Here is a 22,798-nt window from a genome sequence, read left to right on the forward strand (position 1 = left end):
GGTGTCCATTGCGTTTCACCTGCGGCAATGTTCCCGCAACAGAGCGAGCGGGCTGCCGGAAGCTGCTCACCGCGCCGACTCCTCGGGCATGATGTGCGCATGCATATTTCCGCGAAGGCGGACTACGGCATCCGGGCGCTGCTGGAGCTCGCCCGTGAGCCGGCTCGTCCGCTGACCTGTGAGGCGATCGCGTCCTCGCAGGAGATCCCGTTCCGGTTCCTGAAGTCCGTGGTGGGTGAGCTGCGCCGAGCGGGCCTGGTACGCAGCCAGCGTGGCTGCGAGGGCGGCTACTGGCTCGGCAGACCCGCCGAGGAGATCACTCTGCTGGACGTCACGCGGGCCGTCGACGGCGAGTTGATCACGCTGCGCGGCGAGTCGCTGGCCGGGCTCGACTATCCCGGTCCCGCCGCGGGGCTGCCCGGGGTGTGGCGCGAGGTCGAGGCGGGTGCGGCGGCGGTCCTGGGCGGGGTGACCCTGATGTCGCTGCTGCCCGCCGAACCGGCCGGGAGACTGGCCCGGACGGGCGCCGCGTGACGGGCGCCGCCGAACTGCCGCCGCCGGTCGAGGTGGTGGAGTACACCGACCCGCTGTGTCCGTGGGCGTGGGGTTCGGAACCGGTCTTCCGCAGGCTGCGGGCGGCGCTGGCCGGCCGGGTCCGCTGGCGGCGGGCGTACTCGATCCTCTTCGATGACGACGACGACCCGCCGCCGGATCCGGCGGCGGAGACCGCCTGGTACGCACGCTATGTCGAGGAGATCAGCGCGCACAGCGGGGCTCCCCGGGCGGTACGGCTGAGCCGGATGCCGGCCAGTTCCTGGCCCGCCTCGCTGGTCGCCAAGGCAGCCGAACTCCAGGGCGGCCTCACGGGCGGCCTCAACGACGACTTCCGGAACGCCCTCCAGGGCGACGACGTCGCCGAGCGAGCGCTGCGCCGGTTGCGGGAGACCGTCTTCGTGCTCGGCGAACCGGCGGACACCACCGCGCTCGCGCTGGCCGCGGTCCGGGGCGTACCGGGGCTGGACATGGAGCGACTTGCCGCCGACGCCGCGTCCGACGCGGTCCTGGAGCGGGTGCGCGCCGACCGTGCCGAGGCACGCCGGCCCGTCCCCGAGGTGCGTTCCGTGTCGAGCGGTTCGCCGCATCCCGGCGCGGCCAAGGAGACCGCCGACGGCGGGTACCGGTACGCGCTGCCGACCCTGCTGGTGCGTGCGCCCGGCGACTACCGGGTGGTGCCCGGCTGGCGGCCCTTCGAGGAGTACGCCGCCACCTTCGAGGAACTCTGTCCGGGGCTGCTGACGGTCCCCGCGATCCTCTCCCCGGCGGCGGCGCTGGAGCGTTACGGGAGCATGACGGATCCGGAGCGGCCGCTGCTGACGGAGGGCGCGTGGCCGCCGCCGCACGCCGTCCGGGTGGAGACCGGAAACGGCCCGCTCTGGCTGCATCCTGACGAAGCGTCAGCACGCCGGGCCGTCACCGGCTGAGCCCCTTCCGCCCCTCGGCGGACCTCTGATCTGCGGACAGAGGCCGTCCCGCCGAATGAGACACCAATTGGTGTCCATTGACAGCCGGTCGCGGCAGCCCCCAGGATGTGCAGCATGCTCACGACGCACCCCGGTGTGGTGTGCCGCTACGTGGACCTGCGGCGCACCTGCAGCGCACTCTGTCGCTGACCTTCCGCCGTCCCCGGCCCTCAGCCGTCCGCCGCCTCCGGCCCGCAGCCGCCTGACCTCCGCACCTTCGTGGTGCGGACCCGGTTGCCCGCCGTCCGGCCCGGCCGCGTCCCGCCGTCCTCCGCGCCCGCGTTCCCCGTCGCCTCCTTCACAGCCTCCTGGCCTGCCCTCGCGAGGCCGCCAACTCCCCTTGCCCTGAGCGCCGCATGCTCCGCGTGTGCCGGCGCTCGCCCCGGCATGCCCGTTCGGTCCCGGTCGACGGTCCGCGCGGCTGTCCAGCCGGCCTTCCGCCCTGCTCCCGCCGCCCCGGACCAGACCGGGCCGACCACAGGAAGAACGAGATGCCCGCACACCACACCGCCCGCCGTCCCAGACTCGAACCCGTCTCCCGCCGGGAGTCCGGCGGCCTGCGCACCGCAGCCGCCGCCGGCGCCCTCGTCGCCCTGCTGGCCCCCGCACTCACCGCCTGCGGCTCCGGCACCGCGTCCGCCGGCGGCGGCGCCACGCTGAAGTGGACCTCCTCCTACTTCCCGGCCCACTGGGACCCGGTGGTCAGCGGCAGTGGCGCCCAGTTCCGCGAACTCGCCCTCGCCTACGCGTCGTTGACCCGCACCGACGAGACCGGCAAGGCCGTGCCGGATCTCGCCAAGAGCTGGGAGTACAACAAGAAGGGTGACGAGATCACCTTCCATCTGCGGCCCGGCCTGAAGTTCAGCGACGGCCAGCCGGTGAACGCCGCCGCGGTCAAGGCGGCGGTCGAGCGGGCGCAGAAGCAGAAGAACTCGGCGCTCTTCGGTGATCTGACCTCCATCAAGTCGGTGGACGCCAAGGGGCTGGACGCGGTTCTCCACCTCACCCAGGTCGACTACCAGATACCCCAGTTGCTGGGTGAGCGGGTGTTGCAGATCGCCAGCCCCAAGGCTGCCGCGAACCCCACGAAGCTGGACCAGAACCCGGTCGGCGCGGGGCCGTTCATCGTCACCCAGCTGGTGCCGGGCACCAAGGCGGTCCTGAAGAGGAACCCGGACTACTGGGACGCCAAGAACATCCACATCGACAACGTCGAACTGACCTCGGCCCCCGACGCCTCCACGGTCGTCTCCGGTCTGCGCACCGGCGTCTACAACTTCGCCGACCTCGCCCCGAGCCAGGCGGCCGCCGCGAAGAAGGCCGGTCTGGACGTCTTCTCCCAGCCGGGCTTCAACGCCAACAACATCAGCCTCAACGTCAACAAGGCGCCGTTCGACAACGACAAGGTCGTGGACGCCGTCCGCTATGCGATCAACCGTCAGGAGTTCGTGGACAAGCTGACGTTCGGCTACGGCTCGGTGACCAACCAGCCGTTCCCGACGGGGTACGTGGCCTACGACCCGAAGTCGGCGAACGACTACCCCTACGACCCGGCGAAGTCCAAGAAGCTGCTCGCCGAGGCGGGATACAAGGCCGGAGACATCAAGCTCAACCTGGTCATCCCGGCCGAGGACCCCCAGGCGGAGCTGGTCCAGTCGCAGCTGGCCAAGGTCGGGATCACCGTCACCATCAAGATCGACAAGAACTGGGCCACCCCGTTCTTCGCCAAGGACCTGACGTTCTCGCTGTACGGGACCACCGGCCGGGACTCCGCCCTGCAGACCCTCACCGCCCACTTCGGCCCCAACGGCCCGCTGAACCTGAGCACCCCCTACGAGCCGGCCGGCTTCGAGGCGGCCGTCGCCAAGGTGCGGGCGACCCCGCTGGACTCGCCGGACTACGCCAAGGTCCTCCAGGCCGCCACCCGCGCCGGGTTGCAGAGCAAGGCGCTGGTCTTCACCTACTCAGCGCCGAACCTCATCGCCAAGAGCAAGTCCATCTCCGACCTGCCGAAGAACCCGGCCCACATCGACTGGACCGGAGTGACCATCTCCGGCAGCAACTGACACCCGTCCACCAACTCCACCAGCAGAGAAGGGGCAACCCCATGACGACGACGACCGCGGTACCGGCCGGGCCTGCCCGCCGTCGAGGGGTCGCCGTGGCCAGGGCGCGGCACACGCTGGGCCGTGTCCTGGTCACCCTCGCCCGGTCGATCGCGATCATCGTGCCCGTCTTCGTGGTCGCGACGTTCGTGACCTTCGCGCTCCGGTCGCTGAGCGGACTCAGCCCGGCGCGGATCCAGCTGGGCGAGGAGGCGACTCCCGAGGCGGTCCACCGGGTCGAGTCCCAGTGGGGCCTGGACCGGCCCTTCCTGGTGCAGTACTGGGACTGGTTCACCGGCGTCCTGCACGGACAGCTCGGCACCAGCTGGACCAACGGCGCCGACATCTCCACCCTCATCGGCCTGGGCCTCGGAGTGAGCCTCTCCATCGCGACGTTCGCCCTGATCATCGGCGTACTCCTCGGCTTCGTCCTCGGCACGGTGGCGGCGCTGCGCCGCACCACCTGGGTGGACCGGGCGATCACCGGCTTCGTCACCGTGATCTCGGTGATGCCGGCGTTCGTCGTCGGGATCGTGCTCGTGGCGGTCTTCGCGGTCGGACTCCATGTGTTCCCCTCCGCCGGATACATCCCGGCGGCGCAGGGGTTCGGCCCGTGGCTCGCGCACATCACGCTCCCGGCGATCGCGCTGAGCTTCGACGTCGTCGCCGACGTCGCCCGCCAGCTCCGCGGCAGTCTCGTCGCGGCCTACCGCGAGAACTACGTGACGGGTGCGGTGGTGCGGGGGCTGAGCCCACGGCGGATCTTCCTCACCCATGTGCTGCGCAACGGCATCGGTCCCGCGCTCGCCACCCTCGGCCTGAAGTTCCCGGCCCTGGTCGGTGCCTCCGTCGTGACCGAGTGGATCTTCGGGCTGCAGGGCTTCGGCAGATTCGCCAACGACTCCGCGCAGGCCGGTGACGTACCGGCCGTGCAGGGCGTGCTGGTGGTGTCGATCGTCCTGGTCGTCCTCTTCAACCTGATCGTCAACCTGGTGCTGGCGCGTGTGACGCCCGCATCCCAGCGGGGGGTCTGACCATGGTGCGCCGCGTTCTCTCCCTCACCTCCGGCCGGATCGCCCTCGGCATCCTGGCCGTGATCGCCCTCCTGGCGATCCTCGGTCCGCTGCTCGCCCCGCAGAACCCCCTGGCCACCAGCACCGACACGCTCGCCCCGGCCTCGGGTGCCCACTGGCTCGGCACGGACTATCTCGGCCGTGACGTGTTCAGCCGGCTCCTCGACGGCTCGCGCGTCAGCGTGCTCGGCGCCCTCGAAGTCGCCCTGGTCGCCCTGGTCGTGGGTGCGGTGCCCGGCATCCTGTCGGTGTATCTCGGGCGGGTCTTCGAGTGGCTGACCCTGCGGCTGGCCGACACCCTGGTCGCGCTGCCGTTCCTGTTGTTCGCGGTCGCGGTGATCGCGCTGCTCGGCAACGGCATCGGCCAGGCGATGCTGGTCACGGGAGTGCTGGTCTCCCCGCTCTTCTACCGGGTGGGCCGGGCCGCGACCCTGTCCGTCGCCCGCTCGCAGTACGTGGAGGCGGCGATCGTCTCCGGCGCCTCGACCGGCTGGATCGTCCGGCGGCACGTCTGGGTCAAGGTGCTCCCACCGATCGCGGTCGCCCTCGCCCAGACCATCGGCACCGGCTTCGTCATCGTGTCGAGCCTGACCTTCCTCGGCATCGGCGTCCAGCCGCCCGCGCCCACCTGGGGCGGCCTGCTCGCCTCCGACCTCGGCTATCTCGACTACCAGCCGTGGGCGCCGGTCGTCCCCGCCCTGCTGATCATGGTCACGGTCTGGGCCAGCAACCAGCTCGCCGACGCGATCCGCGACGTCTCCGGCGAGGCCGGCCGGGCCTTCGTCAACAACCGCACGGCCCGCGCCAACCGCCCGGACGGCCGGGACAAGCGCGGCACGTCCGATGCCGTTCCCGCCGGAGGTGCGTGATGACCACCCTGTCCCAGAGCCCCGCCCCCGAGAAGACCGACGCGCCCGCCGGTACGGCACCGGTCCTCACCGTCCGTGACGTGCACATCAGCGACCGGGTCGGGGACCGCGAGATCGTGCACGGGGTGAGCTTCGACCTCACCCCCGGGAAAACCGTCGGCATCGTCGGCGAGTCCGGCAGCGGCAAGACCCTCACCTGCCGGGCCACCCTGGGCATCCTCCCGCCGCACTTCGAGGTCACCGCCGGCTCCATCGAGATCACCGGCACAGACATCGCCACGCTGACGCCCCGGGAGTGGACGGAGCTGCGGGGCGCGACGATCAGCGCGGTGTTCCAGGACCCCGCGTCGTACCTCAACCCGTCGATCCGGGTGGGCGCGCAGATCGCCGAGGTCGTCCGGGTCAAGAAGGGCCTGAAGCGGCGCGAGGCCCGGCAGCGCGCGATCGAGCTGCTCCACGCCGTACAGCTGCGCGACCCGGAGCTGGTCTACGGCCAGTACCCGTTCGAACTGTCCGGCGGCATGCTCCAGCGGGTCCTGATCGCGGCCGCCATCGCCGCCGACCCGAGGATCCTCATCGCCGACGAGGCCACGACCGCCCTCGACGTCACGGTCCAGGCCGAGATCCTCGACCTGCTCGCCGAGTTGCGCGAGCGGGCCGGGCTGGCCCTGGTGGTCGTCTCCCACGACCTGGCCGTCGTCGCCCAGCTCTGCGACGAGGTCCTGGTGATGCGCGAGGGCGAGGTGGTGGAGCACGGCCCGACCGCGCAGGTGCTGCACCGTCCGCGGCACGCGTACACCCGGCTCCTCATCGCCGAGCACGAGGAGTACGGCCTGGAGAAGTTCCGCGCACCCCAGGAGGCATCGTGACCACCCCGCCCGCCGTCCTCGAAGTCACCGGCCTGGACGTGCACTACGGCGCGCGCCGGCAGCGCCGCCGCGCCCTGCACGGCGTCTCCCTGAGCGTCGCGCCCGGCGAGACCGTCGGGATCATCGGCGAGACCGGTTCGGGCAAGTCCACCTTCGCCCGCGCCGTGCTCGGCCTGGTGGGCGCCTCGGCGGGCCGGATCGTCATCGGCGGCGAGGACGTCGGCTCGTACGGAAGACGCCAGTGGCGGAGTCTGCGCCGGCGCGGTGTGCTCCAGTACGTCTTCCAGGACCCGCTGCGCAGCCTCGACCCGGACCTCACCATCGAGGAGTCGCTGATCGAGCCGCTGCTCGTGCAGGGTGTGCCGCGCAAGGAGGCGACCGACCGGGCCCGTACGTTCCTCGCCCGGGTCCGGCTCTCCGAGGAACTGCTCGACCGGCTGCCCGGGGAGCTGTCGGGCGGTCAGCGGCAGCGGGTCGCGGTGGCCCGGGCGCTGGTCACCGAGCCGAAGCTGGTCATCCTCGACGAGCCGGTCAGCGCCCTGGACTCCGCCAACCGGGTCCAGATCCTGCAGATCCTCAAGGAACTCCGCGACTCCGGCACCGCCCTGGTCTTCATCTCGCACGACCTCGGATCGGTCGCCGGGATCGCCGACCGGATCGCGGTGCTCTACCAGGGCGAACTGGTCGAGACCGGCGCCGCCCGGGACGTGATCACCGAACCGCGGCACGTGTACACCCGCCTGCTCGTCAGCTCCGCGCCCACCCTGCGGACCGCCTCGGCCGACCGGGCCGAACGCGAGTCCCTGCGCACCCTGCTGCACACCTGAGCCTCTGCTTTCCCACCCCGCTCCCACCGCACAGAACGGATTCCCCGATGTCTCGCAAGATCCACCTCGCCCTGCACCCCTACGGCGTCGGCGGCCCCGGCCAGCACGGCCTCTGGAAGGACCCGCGGGTCGCGAAGAACGCCAGCATCGACATCAACTACTACATAGCGCAGGCCCAGGCCGCCGAACACGCCCTGTTCGACGCCCTGTTCATCGTCGACAGCCAGTTCATCAACGCCACCTACCCGGCGCACTACCTCAACCGCCTCGAACCGCTGACCCTGTTGTCGGCCGTCGCCACCCACACCCGGCACATCGGCCTGGTGGGCACGGCGAGTTCGACGTACAACTCACCGTTCAACCTCGCCCGCCGGTTCGCCTCCCTGGACCACATCAGCGGCGGCCGCGCCGGATGGAACGTGGTGACCAGCTTCGACACCGGCACCTCCCGCAACTACGGGCTCGACGAACACCTCGACTACACCACCCGTTACGGCCGTGCGTTGGAGTTCGTCCAGGTCGCCCGCGGCCTGTGGGACTCCTACGAGGACGACGCGTTCCCGGCGGACGTGGCGCGTGGCGTCTTCCTCGACAAGGCGAAGCTGCACGAACTCAACCACGAGGGCGAGCACTTCAGGATCGCGGGCCCGCTCAACCTGTCCCGCTCGCCGCAGGGCCAGCCGGTGATCTTCCAGGCCGGGGTCTCCGAGGAGGGCCGTGACCTGGCCGCGCAGGCCGCCGAGGCCACCTTCGCGCCGGGCGGCTCGCTCCAGCAGGCGCAGGAGTACTACGCCGACATCAAGAAGCGCACGGCGTCCTACGGCCGCGATCCCGAGCACATCAAGATCTTCATCCACGGCGGACCGGTGGTCGGCCGCACCGACGAGGCGGCCCGGCTCCGGGAGCGGGAGATCTTCGAGGAGGACAACGACTTCGAGCGCAACCTCGCACTGCTCGGCCGTTCCTTCGGCGCGTACGACTTCAGCGTGCACGACCTGGACGGGCCGTTCCCGGACGTCGCGCACCTCGCCGAGAAGGGCGGGCGCACCGGAGCGGCCAAGCTCATCGAGCGCGCCAGGGCCGAGAACCTGACGCTACGTCAAGTCGCCGATCTGGTCAGCGAGTTCAGGCAGTCACCGTTCGTCGGGGCGCCCGGGACCGTCGCCGACACCATCGAGCAGTGGTTCGACGCCGGCACCTTCGACGGCATCAACCTCGCCTTCCGCACCAACGACGACCTCGAACTCTTCGTGGACGGCGTCGTCCCGATCCTCCAGAAGCGCGGGCTGTTCCGCACCGAGTACGAGGCCGACACCCTGCGCGGCAACCTCGGCCTGCCGATCCCGGTCAACCGCCACACCCACGAGCGCCGGCTCGTGAACGACTGACCGGCTGACCGGCTGACCGGCTGACCGGCTGACCGGCCTCAACGACTGACCGGCCTCAACGACTGACCGGGAATCGCGAAAGGCAGTCACCATGACCACCACCCAGCCCCCACCCTTCAGACTCGGCTTCCTCACCCATGTCCAGGGCCGGGGCACCGACCTCGCCCGGACCTACCGCAACGCCCAGGAGCTGTTCGTCGTCGCCGACGAACTCGGCTTCGACACCGGCTGGGTGGCCCAGCACCATGTCTCCCTCGGCGGTGGCGGCCTCTCCTCACCCTGGACCTTCCTGGCCCACGCCGCCGCCCGGACCACCCGGATCCGGCTGGGCACCGCCATCACGATCCTGCCGCTGGAGGACCCGGTCCGGCTCGCCGAGGACATCGCCGTGGTCGACACGCTCAGCGGCGGCCGTGTCGAACTGGGCGTGGGCAGCGGCGCGAGCGAGACGGAGTACGCCGCGTTCGGCCAGGACGTCTCCCGCAAACGGGAGTTGACCAGCGAGCACCTCGCGGTGCTGCGCCAGGCGCTGGCGGGCGAGGAGGTACGTACGCCGGGCTTCCGTATCCAGCCGGCGGCCGGCGACTTCTCCGACCGGATCTGGCAGGGCGTCTTCAGCGCGTCCGGCGCCCGGCATGCCGCGGGCGCGGGCTCGAACCTGCTTCTCAACCGTGCGGCCTACGGCTATGACACCGCCACCGACGAGGTCCAGCGGCCCTGGGCGGACGCGTACCTCGCCGCCTGGGACGCCGCCTCGGAGCAGCCGCGCCGCCCGCGCATCGGGCTGTCCCGGTTCGTCTTCCCGGCCAAGGACAGGAGGACGGCGCTCGCGCAGATCGGCGACGACGTCCGCCAGGCGGCACATCGTATGGCGAAGAGCGGCGCCTTCCCCGAGGACCTGGGCGTGGACGACGCGCTGCGCCGCTTCCACTCCTTCCACGGCCATCCCGACGACATCGTCGCCGCGCTCTCCCAGGAGAAGGTCCTGCCCGTGGCGACCGACCTCATCACCCAGTTCAACCCCGCCGTCCCCGACCACGACGCCGCGATCCGGGCGCTGGAGCTGATCGCCACCGAGGTGGCCCCCGCCCTGGGCTGGCGACCCGCGACCGCACCCGAACCCCCGTCCCGACCCGAACCCGAACTCGCAGGAGCCTGAGATGACCGAGTACACCGACTACTACGCCCCCGAGGGCCTCCTCACCCGCGGCACCGTCGTCGTGGTGCCCGGCCGGGGAGAGAGCCGTGCCGCCTACGGCCGTTTCGGCAGGCGGCTCGCGGCCGACGCCTACCGCGTCCGGGTCGTGGACGGCCCCGAGATCGACGCCGACGACCTGACCGGCACGCTGGCCCGGTTCGGTGACCGGCTCGCCGCCGCCGTGGACGGCACCGCGTCCGAAGACGGAGTGACCGGTCCCCTCGTGCTGGTGGGCGCCGACTCCGGTGCGGCGGCCGTCGCGGCGCTGCTCGGTCTCGGCGGCTCCGCGACCGCCGTACGGCCGGGGGCGCTCGTCCTGGCGGGGCTGCCGGGCCGCAACGGCGGCACGGCGGGGACCTGGGACGAAGAACTCGACGTCCGCACGTCCTGCCCGACCCACCGAGGTGTGCTCAGCAACGACCCGGAGGCGCGACGGGGCACGCTCGACGCCCCGTTGCCCGGTGCGCTGCTCGACGCGGCCTACCACGCGGATCTCGCCGTCCCCACCCTGCTCCTCGTCGGCGACGCGGACCCGCTCGCGGACCGCGACGCCCTGACCGGCACCGCGAAGACCTTGTCCCGCTCCCGGCTGGCGGTGGTCCGCGACGCCCACCACGACGTCCTCAACGACCTCCAGCACCGTTCGGTCGCGGCCGAGGTCGTGACCTTCCTGGAGGCGCTGCGCACCGGGCTGGTGCCCGCGGTCGCGGTGGAGTCGAGCGCCTGGTGACGGCCGACGTCGCGGGCCACGCCCCGCACCACTCCCCCCGCGTACCGAAAGGAAAAGGCATGAGCGCCCCGCTCCATCGAAGTCCGACGTCGGCGGCCACCGCCCCCGACGGTGCGGACATCCTCCGCGACACCCTGCGCCGGCACGCCGCCGGAGTCACGGTGATCACCTTCCCGGGCCCCGTCGGCTTCACCGCCACGTCCTTCACCTCCGTCTCCCTGCGGCCGGCCCTGGTGTCGTTCTGCGTCGGCCTCGAAGCGTCCAGCACCCCCGCCGCACGCCTCGCGGACCGCTTCGCCGTCCATGTCCTCGGCACCGCCAACGCCGGCCTGGCACGGCAGTTCGCGCGCAGCGGGGTCGACCGGTTCGCCGGGGTGCGCTGGCGGGCGCAGCAGGACGGGCTGCCCATCCTCGACGACGTCACCGGCTGGCTGTCGGCGCGCATCACCCTCCGGCAGACCATCGGTGACCACCTGCTGGTCGTCGGCGAGATCGACTCGGGCGCGGTGGTCGAGGAGGCCCCGGCCCTCGTCCACCACAACGGATCCTTCGCAGCAGCGCATCCGCTGGTGTGAGATCCCGCCCCGGTCACCCGCCGGGGCTGTCGTCCGCCGGTGGAGACCGTGGAGGCCGGGCGCATGAGCGGGGGCATCCGGCGCGGCGGCGTGGTCGGCGGCGGGCGGACGGGCGCCGGCATCGCCGAGGTGCGCGCGGGCCGGTCCCGGCACCGTCGTCCGCGAGGTGGACGCGAACGCGGCGCGCGCCGCCGGGTCACGGCGTCGGTGGAGCGCGCGGCCCGGCAAGCCGGCGGAGGCCGACGGCCCCCCGGTGGCCCAGCTCACATCATCGAGGCCGGACCCGGGGTCTACGACATCCACTCCCCGCGTGTGCCGAGCGCGGCGGAGGCCGCCGAGCTGCTCCGCACCGGCCTGAAGGCGATCCCTGCCGAACGGCTGTGGGTCAACCCCGACTGCGGTCTGAAGACCCGCGCCTGGCCCGAGACCCGCGCCTCCCTGGAGAACCTGGTCAGCGCGGCCCGCACGGTCCGCGGGGAACTGCCGGCCTCCTGATGCCACAGAGCCCGCCGGGCCGGAGCGCGCTGGTGACGCTCCGGCCCGGCGGGCGCACGGCCATGGGCCCGGGGTACGAGCCCCGGTGACGCCCGTTGCCGTTACCCCTTGTGCGGCTTCGGCTGGTGGGCCTTCTTGCCGCAGTTCTTCACGTCGATCCGGACGACCTGGGGGTCGTGGTCGCTCGCCTGGTCGGCGAACTCGGAGTTGATGTGGACGACGTCGTAGTCGTAGCGGGTGATGGAGGGGCTGGTCAGGATGTGGTCCAGGGTCTGGCTGTTGCCGTCGTAGACGTAGCTGTAACGCTGGGACACCGGCAGGGTGTTGATGAGGTCCGTGAGGTCGTTGCCGTCGTCGGTGAGGGTCTTGACCGCGTCGGAGAACTCGAAGTCGTTCAGGTCACCGGCGGCCACGATCTGGGCCCGGGGGTCGGCGGCGAGCAGCGACTCGACGAAGGCGTTCTCCTCCTCGGCCTGGAGCCCCCGCTGGGTCTCCGAGGAGCGGGTCGGCTCCTGGTAGCGGCCGTGGACCGGGTCGTCGCCGCCCTTGGAGATGAAGTGGTTGGCGATGACGAAGACCGTCCGGCCCTGGAACACGAACTCGCCGACGAGCGGCTTGCGGCTGTCGGTCCAGGCGGCACTGGCCGGGTCGATACGGCCCGGGGAGGCGGAGAGATGGGCCTGGCCCCTGCGGTCCTTGACCACGGACACGGCGGTCGTGGAGGCGTCGCCGGAGGCCGCGCGGTCCACGAAGGAGACCCGCTTGGTGTTGAAGAGGAAGACCTGGCGGATGTTGCCGCCGGGCTCGCCGCCGTCCTTGTCGTTGACCGGGTTGACGTACCGCCAGGAGTACTTCGGACCGCCGGCCGCCACGATCGCGGCGGTGAACTTCTGCAGGGTCGCCTCGGCGGAGACGGTGCCGTCGTCGGTGGCGCCGTTGTCGTCCTGGATCTCCTCCAGGGTGACGATGTCGGGCGAGGAGAGGTTCTTGACGACGCCCTCGGCGAGCCGGGCGAACTTGTCGTCGCTGTCGGTCGGGTCGAGGTTCTCCACGTTGTAGGTGGCGAGCGCCAGCTCGTCGTGCTTCTGCTTGCGCGTCACCTCCTGCTGGAGACCGTTGTCGACGGCCGTGCCGGTGGTGGCGGCGGAGGGGGCGAGCAGGTAGCCGCCGAAGTCGGAGTAGTCGACCGGGCCGGTGGTGGTGCCGGCCAGCTCGTCGCCGACGTTGAGGACGGGAGTCGTACCGTCCGCCGAGACGATCTCGATACGGCCGGTGTTCTGCTGGTCGTAGCCGCCGTAGAGGGTGCCGCCGCGCTCGGTGGGGTTCTCGTGCGGCTTGGCCGTCACGAACATCTCGCCGTAGGTGTTCGTCGCGCCGACCACCCGGGCGTCCGAGACCGAGGCGCGCATGCCCTCGATGGACTCGTAGAAGTCCTGCGAGTAGACGGTCGGCTGGAGGGTGAGGCCGTCGATGCTGCCGCCGTTGTTGGTCGGCGTGTACGCGCCCGGGATGGTGGAGGCGTTGAGCGCGACCGCGTCCGGGAGGGCGTTGCCGGTGGACAGGGTGGTGGAGACCGGGCTGCCCAGCTCGGTGACCGACTGGGCGGCGGAGGCCGGGTAGTACTCCGAGATCTTGCCGCTGACCAGCACCGAGTCGCCGACCGAGACGGTGGGCGTGGCGGAGCCGGTGTAGACGAACAGGCCTTCGCTGGTGGCGGGGTCGGCGTCCGGGGTGGGGTCCTGGATCCAGTAGCCCTTGCTGCCGGTGGTGCGGACGGCGGTGACGATGCCGGGGACGCCCACCACGCTCTGGCCCTTGAGGGGCGAGATGCGGGTGGTGCCCTGGATGTCGTGGATGCGGAAGGCGCCGGGCGCGGTCGGGCCGCCGGGGCCGCCGCCGGTGCCGCCGCTCGCGGTGTCGCCCGCGCTGTTGGTCGGGGTGGGCGTACCGGCCGTGAAGTCCGCCGAGTTGTCGTCGGTGTCGGCGAGCGAGGCGGCCCGGGACACGGAGGTGGTGTTGCTCGTCGCCGGTGCGGCGGTGCCCTCGCGGACGACGGCGGTGCCGTAGCCGAGGAGGTCCACGACGTTGGCGTCGCCGGTGCAGTCGGCGGCCGTCTTGCAGGTCAGCGCGGTGGTGCCCTTGACCAGGGCCACGGTGCCGGCGGTGGCGGACATCGCGGTGCTGCCGGTCGCGTCGGCGGTGGGCAGGGCGGTCGTGCCGCCGGCGCCCGCGCCCTCGCCGACCAGGTAGGTGCCACCGGCGGGGAGCGCGCCGGTGAGCGGGGTGACCTGCCACGGTGAGCTCGCGGAGGCGGAGGCCGGGAGGTACTGGACGCTGTAGCCGTCCAGGGAGTAGGCCGCCGTGGAGCGGTTGGCCAGCTCCACGAAGTCGTTGGTGAGCGTCGCCCCGGAGTTGCCTCCGCCGCCGTACGCCTCCGAGATGACCGCGCTCGCCGACGGGGTGGCGAACGCGGCGGGCAGCGGCGCCACGATGACGGCCGCCGTGGCCGCCGCGGCCACGAACGCTGCGCCGGCTACCCGCGATGCGCTGGGTCTGTGCATCTGCACGAGGATGACTCCTTCAACGTCCGCCGGGGAAAGGGCACATGACGTGCTTTCGACCGGTGCGATCCATGCGACCGGCTGAGGTTACGCGCGTAGAAATGACGTAACAAGGGGTCTGCGGTTAAATCCGCGGGTCCAGTGGGACTGTGAACATCTGTCACGGGACCGGGCCGTCCGGCCTTCCGTCCCCCGTCCGGCCGTCCTACCGCAACAGCCCCGCCTCGCCGAACGCCCGGGGCAGGAAGCGTTCCGCCATGCGGGCGTAGCCGGCCGTGTTCGGATGGAGGCCGTCGGGGAGGTCGGCGGTGTCCTCTGGGCCGAAGAGCGTGGTGCCGTCGATGTGGTGGAGCCGGTGGTCACCGGCCTTCCGGCGGCGCTCCACATGCTCGGCCAGCAGCTCGCGGACGCGGGTCAACGTCAGTGAGCCCACGGCCAGTTCCGCGGGGCGGTCGACGGTGCGGACCCTGCCGTCGGCGCCCGGCAGCGTGGGGCCGGCCCGGGTTTCGGCGGCGGGGCAGACGATGGGGCTGATGACGAGGATCGGCGTCTCCGGGTGCCCGTCGCGGACGGTGTCGAGGAAGCCGTGGAACGCCGGGACGAAGGCGCGTTCCCGCATGGTGTCGCCGGCCACGATGTTGATGCCCAGTTCGAGGCTGATCGCGTCGGCGGGCAGGTCGCGGATGGCCCGGGCCATGAAGGGGTCCAGATGACACTCGCCGCCGAGGCCGAGGTTGACGAGGGAGCGGCCCGCGCGCCGGGCGACGGTCGCCGGCCAGGTGCCGGTCGGGCGGTCCGCCTCCGAGCACTGGCTGATCGAGCTGCCGTGGTGCACCCACACCGGGCCGCTCGCCGGAGCCGGGCGCACCGACGCGCCCTCCGGGATCCGTACGTCGACGAGCTGGGTCGCCAGCGCGTTGGACAGCCAGATCTCGACCCGGCGCTCGCGGGATTCGGCGCCCGGTGTGAACCGTACGGTGGCCGGTGGGGCCGGCTCGTCGTCCAGGGCCATGGTGGCCGGGTCGACATGGACGAGGGTCTGGTCGGAGGTGGTGACGGGGGCCCGCAGTTCGCCGTCGACGACCAGGTCGAAGACGGCGTCGGACGGCTCGGATCCCGCCATCACGACCTGGGTGAGCCGGGCGTCCACTTCGATCTCGGTGGCGTCCGTGAGCATCTCCAGCCGTACCCCGGAGGGCATCGTGCTGACGATCTCGTAGCCGGTGTCCGCCAGTTGGGCGCGTCCGGGGCCGGGAGCCCGGTGCAGGGCGACCCCGGCCGGTCCGGGGGTCTTCTCCAGTGCTCCGACGACACAGTCGAGCGCGAGGGCGAGGACGGAACGCACGTGGCGACTCTCCTTGGGGACGGCGTGGCAGGCTACTCCTTCCCCGGATACCAGCCGATGGTCATCATTCCGCCGCCGACCTGCTCCGGAGCACGATGATCATGCCCGTCCCGGGCATACACGGCCCGCTGCCGATGCCCGTACACCACCGTGCTGGCAAGATGACGGCATGGAACGTGTGCTTGGCATCGGTGGGTACTTTCTGCGGGCCGCGGACCCGGCGGCCCTGACCGCGTGGTACCGCGACTGCCTGGGCCTGGACATCGACGACCACGGGCTGTGGCACCAGCAGGCCGGGCCCACGGTCTTCGCGGCCTTCGAGTCCGGGACCGACTACTTCGGCTCCCGCACCCAGCAGACCATGCTCAACTTCCGGGTCCGCGACCTGGACGCCATGCTCGCGCAGCTGCGCGCCGCGGAAGCGGACGTGGCCGAGGAGACGCAGGACATGGACGGTATCGGCCGGTTCGGCTGGGTCACCGACCCCGAGGGCAACCGGATCGAGCTGTGGCAGCCCGCCTGACCGTGCCGTCGCTGTGACGTGGGCCCGGCCGGTGTCAGTGGTGGTGGCCGTGCCGGCCGAGGGTCTCCACCGGGGTCGCGCCGGGGCGGGTCCACTGCGGCACGGGGCGGCTGGTCGGGCCCCAGGTGGCGTTCCCGTCCGCGTCCGAACGCCAGGACCAGCAGGCGCTGTCCCCCTTCGGCCAGCCCTCGGGGTTGTCCTCCCATGCCTCGCCGCGGCCGTAGGGCGTCATGTCGAGCAGGCCGAGGGAGCCGTTGACCCGCTCGTTGCCGCGGCCCGTGGTGGAGTAGGTGAGGAAGACGCGGTCGCCGTCGCGCAGGTAGCCGGTGAGGTGACCCATGGGCCCGCCGGCCGGTCCTTCCACGTCGCGCACCGAGTACCAGGGCTGGGTGTAGCCCATGAACTCGACGTAGGGGGCCACCTCGTCCCACCGGCCGGTGGTCAGGACGGCGTACGACACACCGCGGGCGTTGAGGTAGGAGGCGTCCTGGAGGTGCCAGGCCGTGGTGGTGCAGCCCTCGCACTGCCCCTGGTGCGGCGCGCCGTCGTGCCACATGTGCTTGTAGACCACGAGCTCGTCGCGGCCCTGGAACAGGTCCAGGAACGGGACCGGGCCGTCGGCTCCGACGACCTCGACCGTGCCGTCGAACTCCACCATCGGCAGCCGGCGGCGGGCCGCGGCGATCGCGTCGCCCTCGCGGGTGTGGGCCTTCTCCCGGACCAGCAGCTCGTCCCTGGCGGCCTGCCAGGCGGCCAGGTCGACCACGGGCGGGCGGCCGGGCAGCGCGGCGGTCGGTTCGTCGGGCGTGGGCGTCATGGTGTCCTCCGTGGTGTCCGGTGCCGGGCAGCGTCGTACGACGTGTGACCGACCTCCTGGGACGGTCACCGGAACAGACTCCCGCGCCGGCCGGAACTCATCGCCGCGAAACACTCCGGCACACCGTGGACGGGGTGGTGGGAGCGGGTGGTCTGTCGGCGCGCGTTCGGGGCATGCGTACGGGGAGCGCCGAGCGGCGCGCTTCGGGCCGTGGACATCCTGGACGGTGTTCCGGCGCGGGCGGCCGGAAGGCGTCACGATCCCATTGCCGGACGAGGAGGTCTGCCTATGGCCGAGTATTCCCACACCCCTGCCGTGCCGCCGGCCGACGAGGCCGAAGCCGAGGAACAGCGGGCCCTGGAAGAGCGCAACAGGCGGCTGGCGCGTGCCGGTGTGGCCCGCGCCGAAGCGCTGTTGCTGACGTACTACCGGCTCTCCTCGCGCGAGGAGTCGTTCGAGCTGCTGCGCGACACGTCCCAGCGGTTCAACCTCAAACTGCACACCCTCGCCGCTGCCGTCGTCCGGCTTCCGGTCCCCGCGGCGACGGCCCCGCGATGGGTCGCGGGCCGTCCGCACGGGGGCCCGCCCCCGCTGGCCGCCCTGGACCTGAACGGAACTCCGCAGGGCCAGGGGGAGGTCCTCGACGCCGCGCTGCACCGCACCCTGCGCATCACGGGGACCCGGATGGGCAACGTGCAGCTGGTGGAGAACCGGCTGCTGCGCATGGTGCGGCACACCGGGCTGAACCGGCAGTTCACCGACTACTTCACCTTCGTCGACAGCGGAACCACCTCGTGCGCGCAGGCCGCCGAGGAGGCACGGCAGGTCACCGTGAAGGACGTCAACTCCTGCGACACCTTCGACGAGCGCTCCCGGCAGGTGATCCTGCGGGCCGGCAGCCGCGCCTGCCACAGCGTCCCCCTGGTCAGCCCCAGAGGGGCCGTGGTCGGCATGATCTCCACCCACCACGAACACCCGCTGCACGAGCTGGCGCCGGCCCAGCTGGCCGCACTGGAGCGAGTCGGCGGCGAGGTGGGCCGCTGGCTGCTCTGGCACCACAACACCGTGGTGGTCGACGCCCTGAACCATCTCCATGTCCGGGCCACCCGCCGGCCCCGAGCCCGGCCGCTGCCCCTCCCGGGCACCGAGGAGTGAGAGCATCCGTCCCATGGATGATGCGGGCGGTCGTACGGCTCGGTGGTGGGGGGCGCTGCGCCGGACCCCGGTGGCCGTCTGGAACGACGACGTCACAGACTGGGCCGCCGCGCTGACCTACTACGCGGTCCTGGCCCTGTTCCCGGTACTGCTGGTCGTCCTCTCGGTCCTGGGGCTGACCATCCCCACCGCCAAGCCGGAGGTCATCGACCGCATCACGCAGGCCGCCCCGCTCGCCTCGCGTGCCCTGCTGCGCGGCACCCTGCGGCAGATGGCCGGACAGCCGTCGGCGGCTTGGACGCTGATCTTCCTGGGCGGGGCGGCAGCGCTGTGGTCGGGATCCAGCTACCTGAGCGTCTTCCGCCGGGCGTTGCACGCCATGCACCGGACCAGCTCGCACCGGCCGCTCTGGCGGACCGCGCCCCGCATCATCACCACGGCCCTGGTCCTGATCCTGCTGCTCCTCACCTCCGTGCTGGCGTTGTTCCTCACCGGCAGCCTGGCCGACTTCCTGGGCCGGGCACTGAATCTCGGTAGCGGACCGCAGGCCGCCTGGCACGCGCTCCGGTGGCCGCTGGTGGTCGCGGTCGCCGTCGTCACGGTGCTCGTCCTGTACCACTCGGGCCCCGAGTCCTCCCGTCCCGTCGGGAAGATGGCACCGGGCGGTGTGCTGGCGGTGGTCCTCCTGCTGGCCGTCTCGCTCGGCTGTACCGTCTACACCTCCCATGTCGGCAGCTACCACCGGCTGTACGGTTCGCTGGGCGGCGTCGTGATCTTCCTGGTCTGGCTGTGGCTGTCCAACCTGGCGCTGCTGACCGGTGCCCAGTTCAACGCGGAACTGGCGAAGACTTCTCAGGAGACGTGAGCCGGGCCGCCCGACGCGCCCGTGCTCCAGTCCAGGCGCAGAACGGCGAGGTCGTCGGTGTGGCGGTCCGCGTTGAGGGCGCGGGTGCGGGCGATGAGCCGGTCCAGGTGGGTGCCGGGATCGGGCGTGTGCAGCGTGTCGATGAGGCGCAGCAGGCCGTCCACTCCGAGCCGGTTGCCGGAACCGTCCGCGAAGCCCTCGATGAGTCCGTCGGTGTAGGCGATGAGCGCTCCGTCGGCGGGCAGCGCCAGGGTGGTGGCGGGCCAGTCGCCCAGTCCGGGTGCGATGCCCAGCGCGATGCCGTGGGCGGCGTCGACCTGCCGGGCGCCGTCGGGGGTGACGACCAGGGGTTCGTGATGGCCGGCCAGGTGCAGGGTGAGGGTGGCGGCCCGCGGGTCCAGGGTGATGAGGGAGCAGGTGGTGAACAGGTCGCTGCCCGCGCGTTCGGCGATGTGTATCTGTTCCAGCAGGTGCAGCAGGTGCTCGGCGCGGTGGCCGCCGAGGGTGAGCGCGCGCCAGGCGATGCGCAGGCAGACCCCGAGCGCGGCGGCGTCCGGGCCGTGGCCGCTGACGTCTCCGATGATCGCGTGGACCTGCCCGTCGTCGGTCTGGACGACGTCGAGGAAGTCACCGCCCAGCAGGGCCTGGGCCCGTCCGGGGTAGTAGCGGCTGGAGGCGGTGACTGCGGTCGAGGACAGCAGTGGTTCGGGCAGCAGCCCACGTTCCAGGCGGGCGTTCTCCTCGGCGCGCAGCCGCCCGAGCTGGAGGGCGGCGTTGGCGAGTTCGGCCTGCTTGCGCTGGACGGCGTAGCGGACGGCGCGCTGCATCAGGTCGGGTTCGACCTTGCCCTTGACGAGATAGTCCTGGGCGCCGGCGGCGAGGGAGTCGACTCCGGCGCGGGGTTCGTCCAGGCCGGTCAGGACGATGATCGCGGCGTGGGTGCCGGCCTGGATGGTCTGGATCATCCCCACCCCGGAGGCGTCGGGCAGGTGCAGATCGAGCAGGACGCAGTCGACGGGACCGGCCGCGAGTGCCCGGTGGGCTTCGGCGGCGGTGTGGCACCGCGTCAGGGTGTGCGGCAGATCGGTGTCGTGGAGCAGTTCCTCGACCAGGAGGGCGTCTCCGTCGTCGTCCTCCACCAACAGGACGTCGTACTGCTCGGCGTGCTGCTCGCCGCGGCCTGCGGAGGGACCGGTCACGACTGTGTCTCTCTGTCCGGGACGGCCGTCGCGGCCGTGGGGGCGATAGGGGCGGGTAGGGCGGGAAGGGTGAAGACGACGCGGGTGCCCGGCCGGTTGTCGGGGTCGATCGAGATGGTGCCGCCGTGGAACTCCACGACCTTCTTGCACATCGCCAGGCCGATCCCGGTGCCCGGATAGGCCTCCCTGGTGTGCAGCCGCTGGAAGATGACGAAGACCTTCTCCTGGTACTCCGGCTCGATCCCGATGCCGTTGTCGCGGACCTCGAACTCCCAGGTCCCCTCGGCCGACGTAACACCCATGTGGATCCGCGGCGGCCGGTCGGGATGGCGGAACTTGATCGCGTTGGACAGCAGGTTCTGCAGCAGCATGCCCAGCTGGGTCGCGTCGCCGAGCACCGTGGGCAGCGGGTCGTGGGTGATCTCGGTGCCGGTCTCCTCGACGCGCACACTGAGGTCGTCCACGGTCGTGCTCAGCACCTCCTCCAGGTCCACGGTCCGTTGCTCGTTGTGGACGCGGCCGACCCGGGAGAAGGCGAGCAGGTCGTTGATGAGGTTCTGCATGCGGTTGGCGCCGTCGACGGCGAAGGCGATGTACTGGTCGGCCTTCTCGTCCAGCTGCCCCCCGTAACGCCGTTGCAGGAGCTGGGTGAAGCTGGAGACCTTGCGCAGCGGTTCCTGGAGGTCGTGCGAGGCGACGTAGGCGAACTGTTCCAGTTCCGTGTTCGACCGCTTCAGGTCCTCCGCCTGCTCGTCCAGCAGTCCGCGGGCCTCCTCGCTGAACCGCAGCTCCGCCACCAGGCGCAGACGCATCGACTCCACGTCGGAGGCGAGCCGCCGCAGGTCCGCGGGGCCGGTGCCGTCGATGGAACGGTCGAAACGGCCCTGCGTCACGTCACGGGCGGCCGAGCCGAGCCTGCTGAGGGGGCCGGTGACGCCGCGCCGCAGCCCCTCGAAGACGAGTCCGGCCACCAGCACGATGACGACCGCGATGACGGCGAACATCCAGTTCCGCAGGGACACCGCCTGCCGCAGCTGACGGGTGGCCGCCGTCCGCTCCTGCTCCAGGTGGGCCTGCTGACGTGTCATCGCGCGCCGCAGGGAGTCGAACGCGGTCTTGCCCTCGTCGGCGCGTGCCGTGGTGATCTTCGCGGCCTCCTCGGGGGAGGCCGCGGCGACGGGCCGCGCGATGCGCTCCTGCCAGGTCCCGGCGAGTTTCTCCACGTCGGCCAGGTCGGCACGGGCCCGGCCGTCGTCGCTGAGCAGCGGCCGCAGCCGCTTGAGCGCCGCCTGCTCACCGGCCACGCCCTGCGCGTAGGGCTGCAGGAAGTCCCGCCGGCCGGACAGGCCGTAGCCGCGGATGCCGGTCTCCTGGTTGACCAGCGCCTCCTCGAACCGCATCGACTCGATCAGGGCGGGGGACCGCCGGTCCACCAGGGCGGCCGTGATCTGTGAGGTCCGCCATATGGCCCAGCCGCCCAGCGAGCCCAGCACCATCAGGACGACCAGGGTGCCGGCGACGCCCGCCCGCAGCCAGCGCCTGGTCGTCCAGCCCGCGAACGCGCCCACGGCGCCTGACGGCTTGCTTGTCATCGCGGTGGACTGCTCCCTCGGCCGGTTGTCCGGGCCGCACCTCGGCGCGCGGCAAGCACACTGTACTTCGGCGCCCGACAACGCATGTTGTCCCTTCCTGGATCAACGCCCTAGGGTGGTGCCGTGCCCACTCCCCCTCCTTCCGGTCCCACGAGTGGGGATACGGACGTGCTGGTGACCCAGGTGGTGGACGAACTCACCCGGCTGCTCACGCAGGACACCGCCCGCCGCCCGGCGGACCCCGTCGACACGGCGGGCGAGGCCCGCCGGCATGCTCTGCTGCGACTGCGGGTACTCGCCGGCGTCAAGCAGACCCTCAGACACCTGGAGGACCAGGCCGCCCATGCCGCCGCCGAGAGCGGCGCCGGCTACCCGGAGATCGGCCGGGCCGTGAGTATGAGCCGCCAAGGGGCCCGGCGCCGCTGGCCCGGGCTGATCACGAACAACACCGACCACTCGACCCGCCGCCCCACACCCCGGAGCTCCTGAATCATGGCTGCCGCCACAATCCACCCGTACGACGTGCTGCTGGTCGAGGACGACGTCGCCGACGCGATGCTCATCCAGGACGCCCTCGCCGAACGCGGTACGCGCAATCTCACCCAGGTCTCCGACGGCATCGAGGCCCTGGACTACCTGCGCGACCCGGACAACGAGCGTCCCGACCTCATCGTGCTCGACCTCAACATGCCCCGGATGAACGGGCGCGAGTTCCTCGCCGTGGTGAAGGAGGACGCGGAGCTGCGGACCATCCCGGTCGTCGTACTGACCACGTCCGTCGCTCCCGACGACGTGACCGGCGCGTACCACCACCACGCCAACGCCTACGTCACCAAGCCCGTCAACCTGGCAGAGTTCGAGACGGCGGTGCGCAGCATCGACGCCTTCTACCTGGACATCGCCGTCAAGCCCCCCAAGGCGTAGGGGCGCCCGGCCTCGTCCGCGCCGGCTTCCACGCCTCCCAGGACGGCGAACGCGTCATCTCGTCGACTGCGCGCGGAGGAGGCGTGCGACCGCCGGCCTCGGTGCCACCCCTTACGGAGTCGTGACGTGCGGGCGCGGTCGCGCGGTCCGGTGCCGGCGCGGGCCTAG

21 protein-coding genes and 1 pseudogene are annotated in these 22,798 nt (G+C 71.8%); 17 read left to right on the top strand and 5 right to left on the bottom strand.

Annotation, left to right across the window (positions count from 1 at the left end; translation table 11 throughout):
- Positions 1-99: 99 nt before the first annotated feature.
- From ACZ5K7_RS01135 to ACZ5K7_RS01190, 12 genes and pseudogenes are all read left to right on the top strand, one after another.
- Positions 100-534: an RrF2 family transcriptional regulator gene (locus tag ACZ5K7_RS01135; RefSeq protein ID WP_351697705.1), complete on the top strand. Its 435-nt coding sequence runs from the start codon at positions 100-102 to the stop codon at positions 532-534.
- Positions 531-1,481, top strand: coding sequence for a DsbA family oxidoreductase (locus tag ACZ5K7_RS01140; RefSeq protein WP_468909057.1), 951 nt, complete (start codon positions 531-533; stop codon positions 1,479-1,481). The genes ACZ5K7_RS01135 and ACZ5K7_RS01140 overlap by 4 nt, the downstream gene beginning before the upstream one ends.
- 530 nt (positions 1,482-2,011) lie before the next feature.
- The gene (locus ACZ5K7_RS01145) at positions 2,012-3,586 is read left to right on the top strand and encodes an ABC transporter substrate-binding protein (protein ID WP_468909060.1); all 1,575 of its coding nucleotides are present in this window, start codon (positions 2,012-2,014) and stop codon (positions 3,584-3,586) included.
- Between the two features lie 41 nt (positions 3,587-3,627).
- A complete protein-coding gene (locus tag ACZ5K7_RS01150; RefSeq protein WP_351697696.1) occupies positions 3,628-4,659 on the top strand; it encodes an ABC transporter permease in 1,032 nt (343 codons plus the stop codon).
- A gap of 2 nt (positions 4,660-4,661) precedes the next feature.
- A complete protein-coding gene (locus ACZ5K7_RS01155; RefSeq protein ID WP_351697693.1) occupies positions 4,662-5,567 on the top strand; it encodes an ABC transporter permease in 906 nt (301 codons plus the stop codon).
- Positions 5,567-6,436, top strand: a complete 870-nt coding sequence (locus tag ACZ5K7_RS01160) for an ABC transporter ATP-binding protein (RefSeq protein ID WP_468909063.1) — start codon at positions 5,567-5,569, stop codon at positions 6,434-6,436. Before ACZ5K7_RS01155 ends, ACZ5K7_RS01160 begins: the two co-directional genes overlap by 1 nt.
- The gene (locus tag ACZ5K7_RS01165; protein WP_468909065.1) at positions 6,433-7,263 is read left to right on the top strand and encodes an ABC transporter ATP-binding protein; all 831 of its coding nucleotides are present in this window, start codon (positions 6,433-6,435) and stop codon (positions 7,261-7,263) included. Before ACZ5K7_RS01160 ends, ACZ5K7_RS01165 begins: the two co-directional genes overlap by 4 nt.
- Positions 7,264-7,310: 47 nt before the next feature.
- Positions 7,311-8,651: an NtaA/DmoA family FMN-dependent monooxygenase gene (locus ACZ5K7_RS01170; RefSeq protein ID WP_468909067.1), complete on the top strand. Its 1,341-nt coding sequence runs from the start codon at positions 7,311-7,313 to the stop codon at positions 8,649-8,651.
- Between the two features lie 91 nt (positions 8,652-8,742).
- On the top strand, positions 8,743-9,810 hold the full coding sequence (locus tag ACZ5K7_RS01175; protein WP_468909070.1) for an LLM class flavin-dependent oxidoreductase: 1,068 nt from the start codon (positions 8,743-8,745) through the stop codon (positions 9,808-9,810).
- A gap of 1 nt (position 9,811) precedes the next feature.
- A complete protein-coding gene (locus tag ACZ5K7_RS01180) occupies positions 9,812-10,579 on the top strand; it encodes an alpha/beta hydrolase (protein ID WP_351697680.1) in 768 nt (255 codons plus the stop codon).
- Positions 10,580-10,638: 59 nt separating this feature from the next.
- The gene (locus tag ACZ5K7_RS01185) at positions 10,639-11,154 is read left to right on the top strand and encodes a flavin reductase family protein (protein ID WP_468909072.1); all 516 of its coding nucleotides are present in this window, start codon (positions 10,639-10,641) and stop codon (positions 11,152-11,154) included.
- Positions 11,155-11,427: 273 nt separating this feature from the next.
- Positions 11,428-11,649: pseudogene (locus ACZ5K7_RS01190) on the top strand (hypothetical protein); the annotation flags it as partial.
- A 101-nt stretch (positions 11,650-11,750) separates the two neighbouring features.
- On the opposite strand, the gene ACZ5K7_RS01195 reads toward ACZ5K7_RS01190, so the two are convergent.
- Positions 11,751-14,216 (bottom strand): endonuclease/exonuclease/phosphatase family protein, encoded by a 2,466-nt coding sequence (locus tag ACZ5K7_RS01195; RefSeq protein WP_468909074.1) that lies wholly within the window; start codon positions 14,214-14,216, stop codon positions 11,751-11,753.
- Between the two features lie 199 nt (positions 14,217-14,415).
- Complete coding sequence (locus ACZ5K7_RS01200) at positions 14,416-15,555, bottom strand: SGNH/GDSL hydrolase family protein (RefSeq protein ID WP_351697674.1); 1,140 nt, start codon at positions 15,553-15,555, stop codon at positions 14,416-14,418.
- A gap of 169 nt (positions 15,556-15,724) precedes the next feature.
- On the opposite strand from ACZ5K7_RS01200, the gene ACZ5K7_RS01205 reads away from it, so the two are divergent.
- Positions 15,725-16,078, top strand: a complete 354-nt coding sequence (locus tag ACZ5K7_RS01205; RefSeq protein ID WP_351697658.1) for a VOC family protein — start codon at positions 15,725-15,727, stop codon at positions 16,076-16,078.
- 34 nt (positions 16,079-16,112) lie between these two features.
- Here the strand turns inward: ACZ5K7_RS01205 and ACZ5K7_RS01210 are convergent, their stop codons facing one another.
- Positions 16,113-16,895 carry a DUF899 family protein gene (locus ACZ5K7_RS01210; RefSeq protein ID WP_468909078.1) on the bottom strand — a complete coding sequence of 261 codons (783 nt, stop codon included), beginning with the start codon at positions 16,893-16,895 and terminating at the stop codon, positions 16,113-16,115.
- A gap of 288 nt (positions 16,896-17,183) precedes the next feature.
- Here ACZ5K7_RS01210 and ACZ5K7_RS01215 point away from each other — a divergent pair, with 288 nt between their 5' ends.
- Together ACZ5K7_RS01215 and ACZ5K7_RS01220 are read left to right on the top strand one after the other, a co-directional pair.
- Positions 17,184-18,050, top strand: a complete 867-nt coding sequence (locus ACZ5K7_RS01215) for an ANTAR domain-containing protein (RefSeq protein ID WP_468909080.1) — start codon at positions 17,184-17,186, stop codon at positions 18,048-18,050.
- A 13-nt stretch (positions 18,051-18,063) separates the two neighbouring features.
- A complete protein-coding gene (locus tag ACZ5K7_RS01220; protein WP_351697651.1) occupies positions 18,064-18,915 on the top strand; it encodes a YihY/virulence factor BrkB family protein in 852 nt (283 codons plus the stop codon).
- Here the strand turns inward: ACZ5K7_RS01220 and ACZ5K7_RS01225 are convergent.
- Complete coding sequence (locus ACZ5K7_RS01225) at positions 18,903-20,114, bottom strand: PP2C family protein-serine/threonine phosphatase (protein ID WP_468909082.1); 1,212 nt, start codon at positions 20,112-20,114, stop codon at positions 18,903-18,905. The genes ACZ5K7_RS01220 and ACZ5K7_RS01225 overlap by 13 nt on opposite strands.
- Complete coding sequence (locus ACZ5K7_RS01230; protein ID WP_468909085.1) at positions 20,111-21,706, bottom strand: sensor histidine kinase; 1,596 nt, start codon at positions 21,704-21,706, stop codon at positions 20,111-20,113. The genes ACZ5K7_RS01225 and ACZ5K7_RS01230 overlap by 4 nt, the downstream gene beginning before the upstream one ends.
- A 168-nt stretch (positions 21,707-21,874) precedes the next feature.
- Here ACZ5K7_RS01230 and ACZ5K7_RS01235 point away from each other — a divergent pair, with 168 nt between their 5' ends.
- Complete coding sequence (locus tag ACZ5K7_RS01235; protein ID WP_351697642.1) at positions 21,875-22,195, top strand: hypothetical protein; 321 nt, start codon at positions 21,875-21,877, stop codon at positions 22,193-22,195.
- A gap of 3 nt (positions 22,196-22,198) precedes the next feature.
- Positions 22,199-22,630 carry a response regulator gene (locus ACZ5K7_RS01240; RefSeq protein WP_468909089.1) on the top strand — a complete coding sequence of 144 codons (432 nt, stop codon included), beginning with the start codon at positions 22,199-22,201 and terminating at the stop codon, positions 22,628-22,630.
- Positions 22,631-22,798: the final 168 nt, after the last annotated feature.

It is taken from the genome of Streptomyces sp. NPDC031497 (assembly GCF_055580905.1).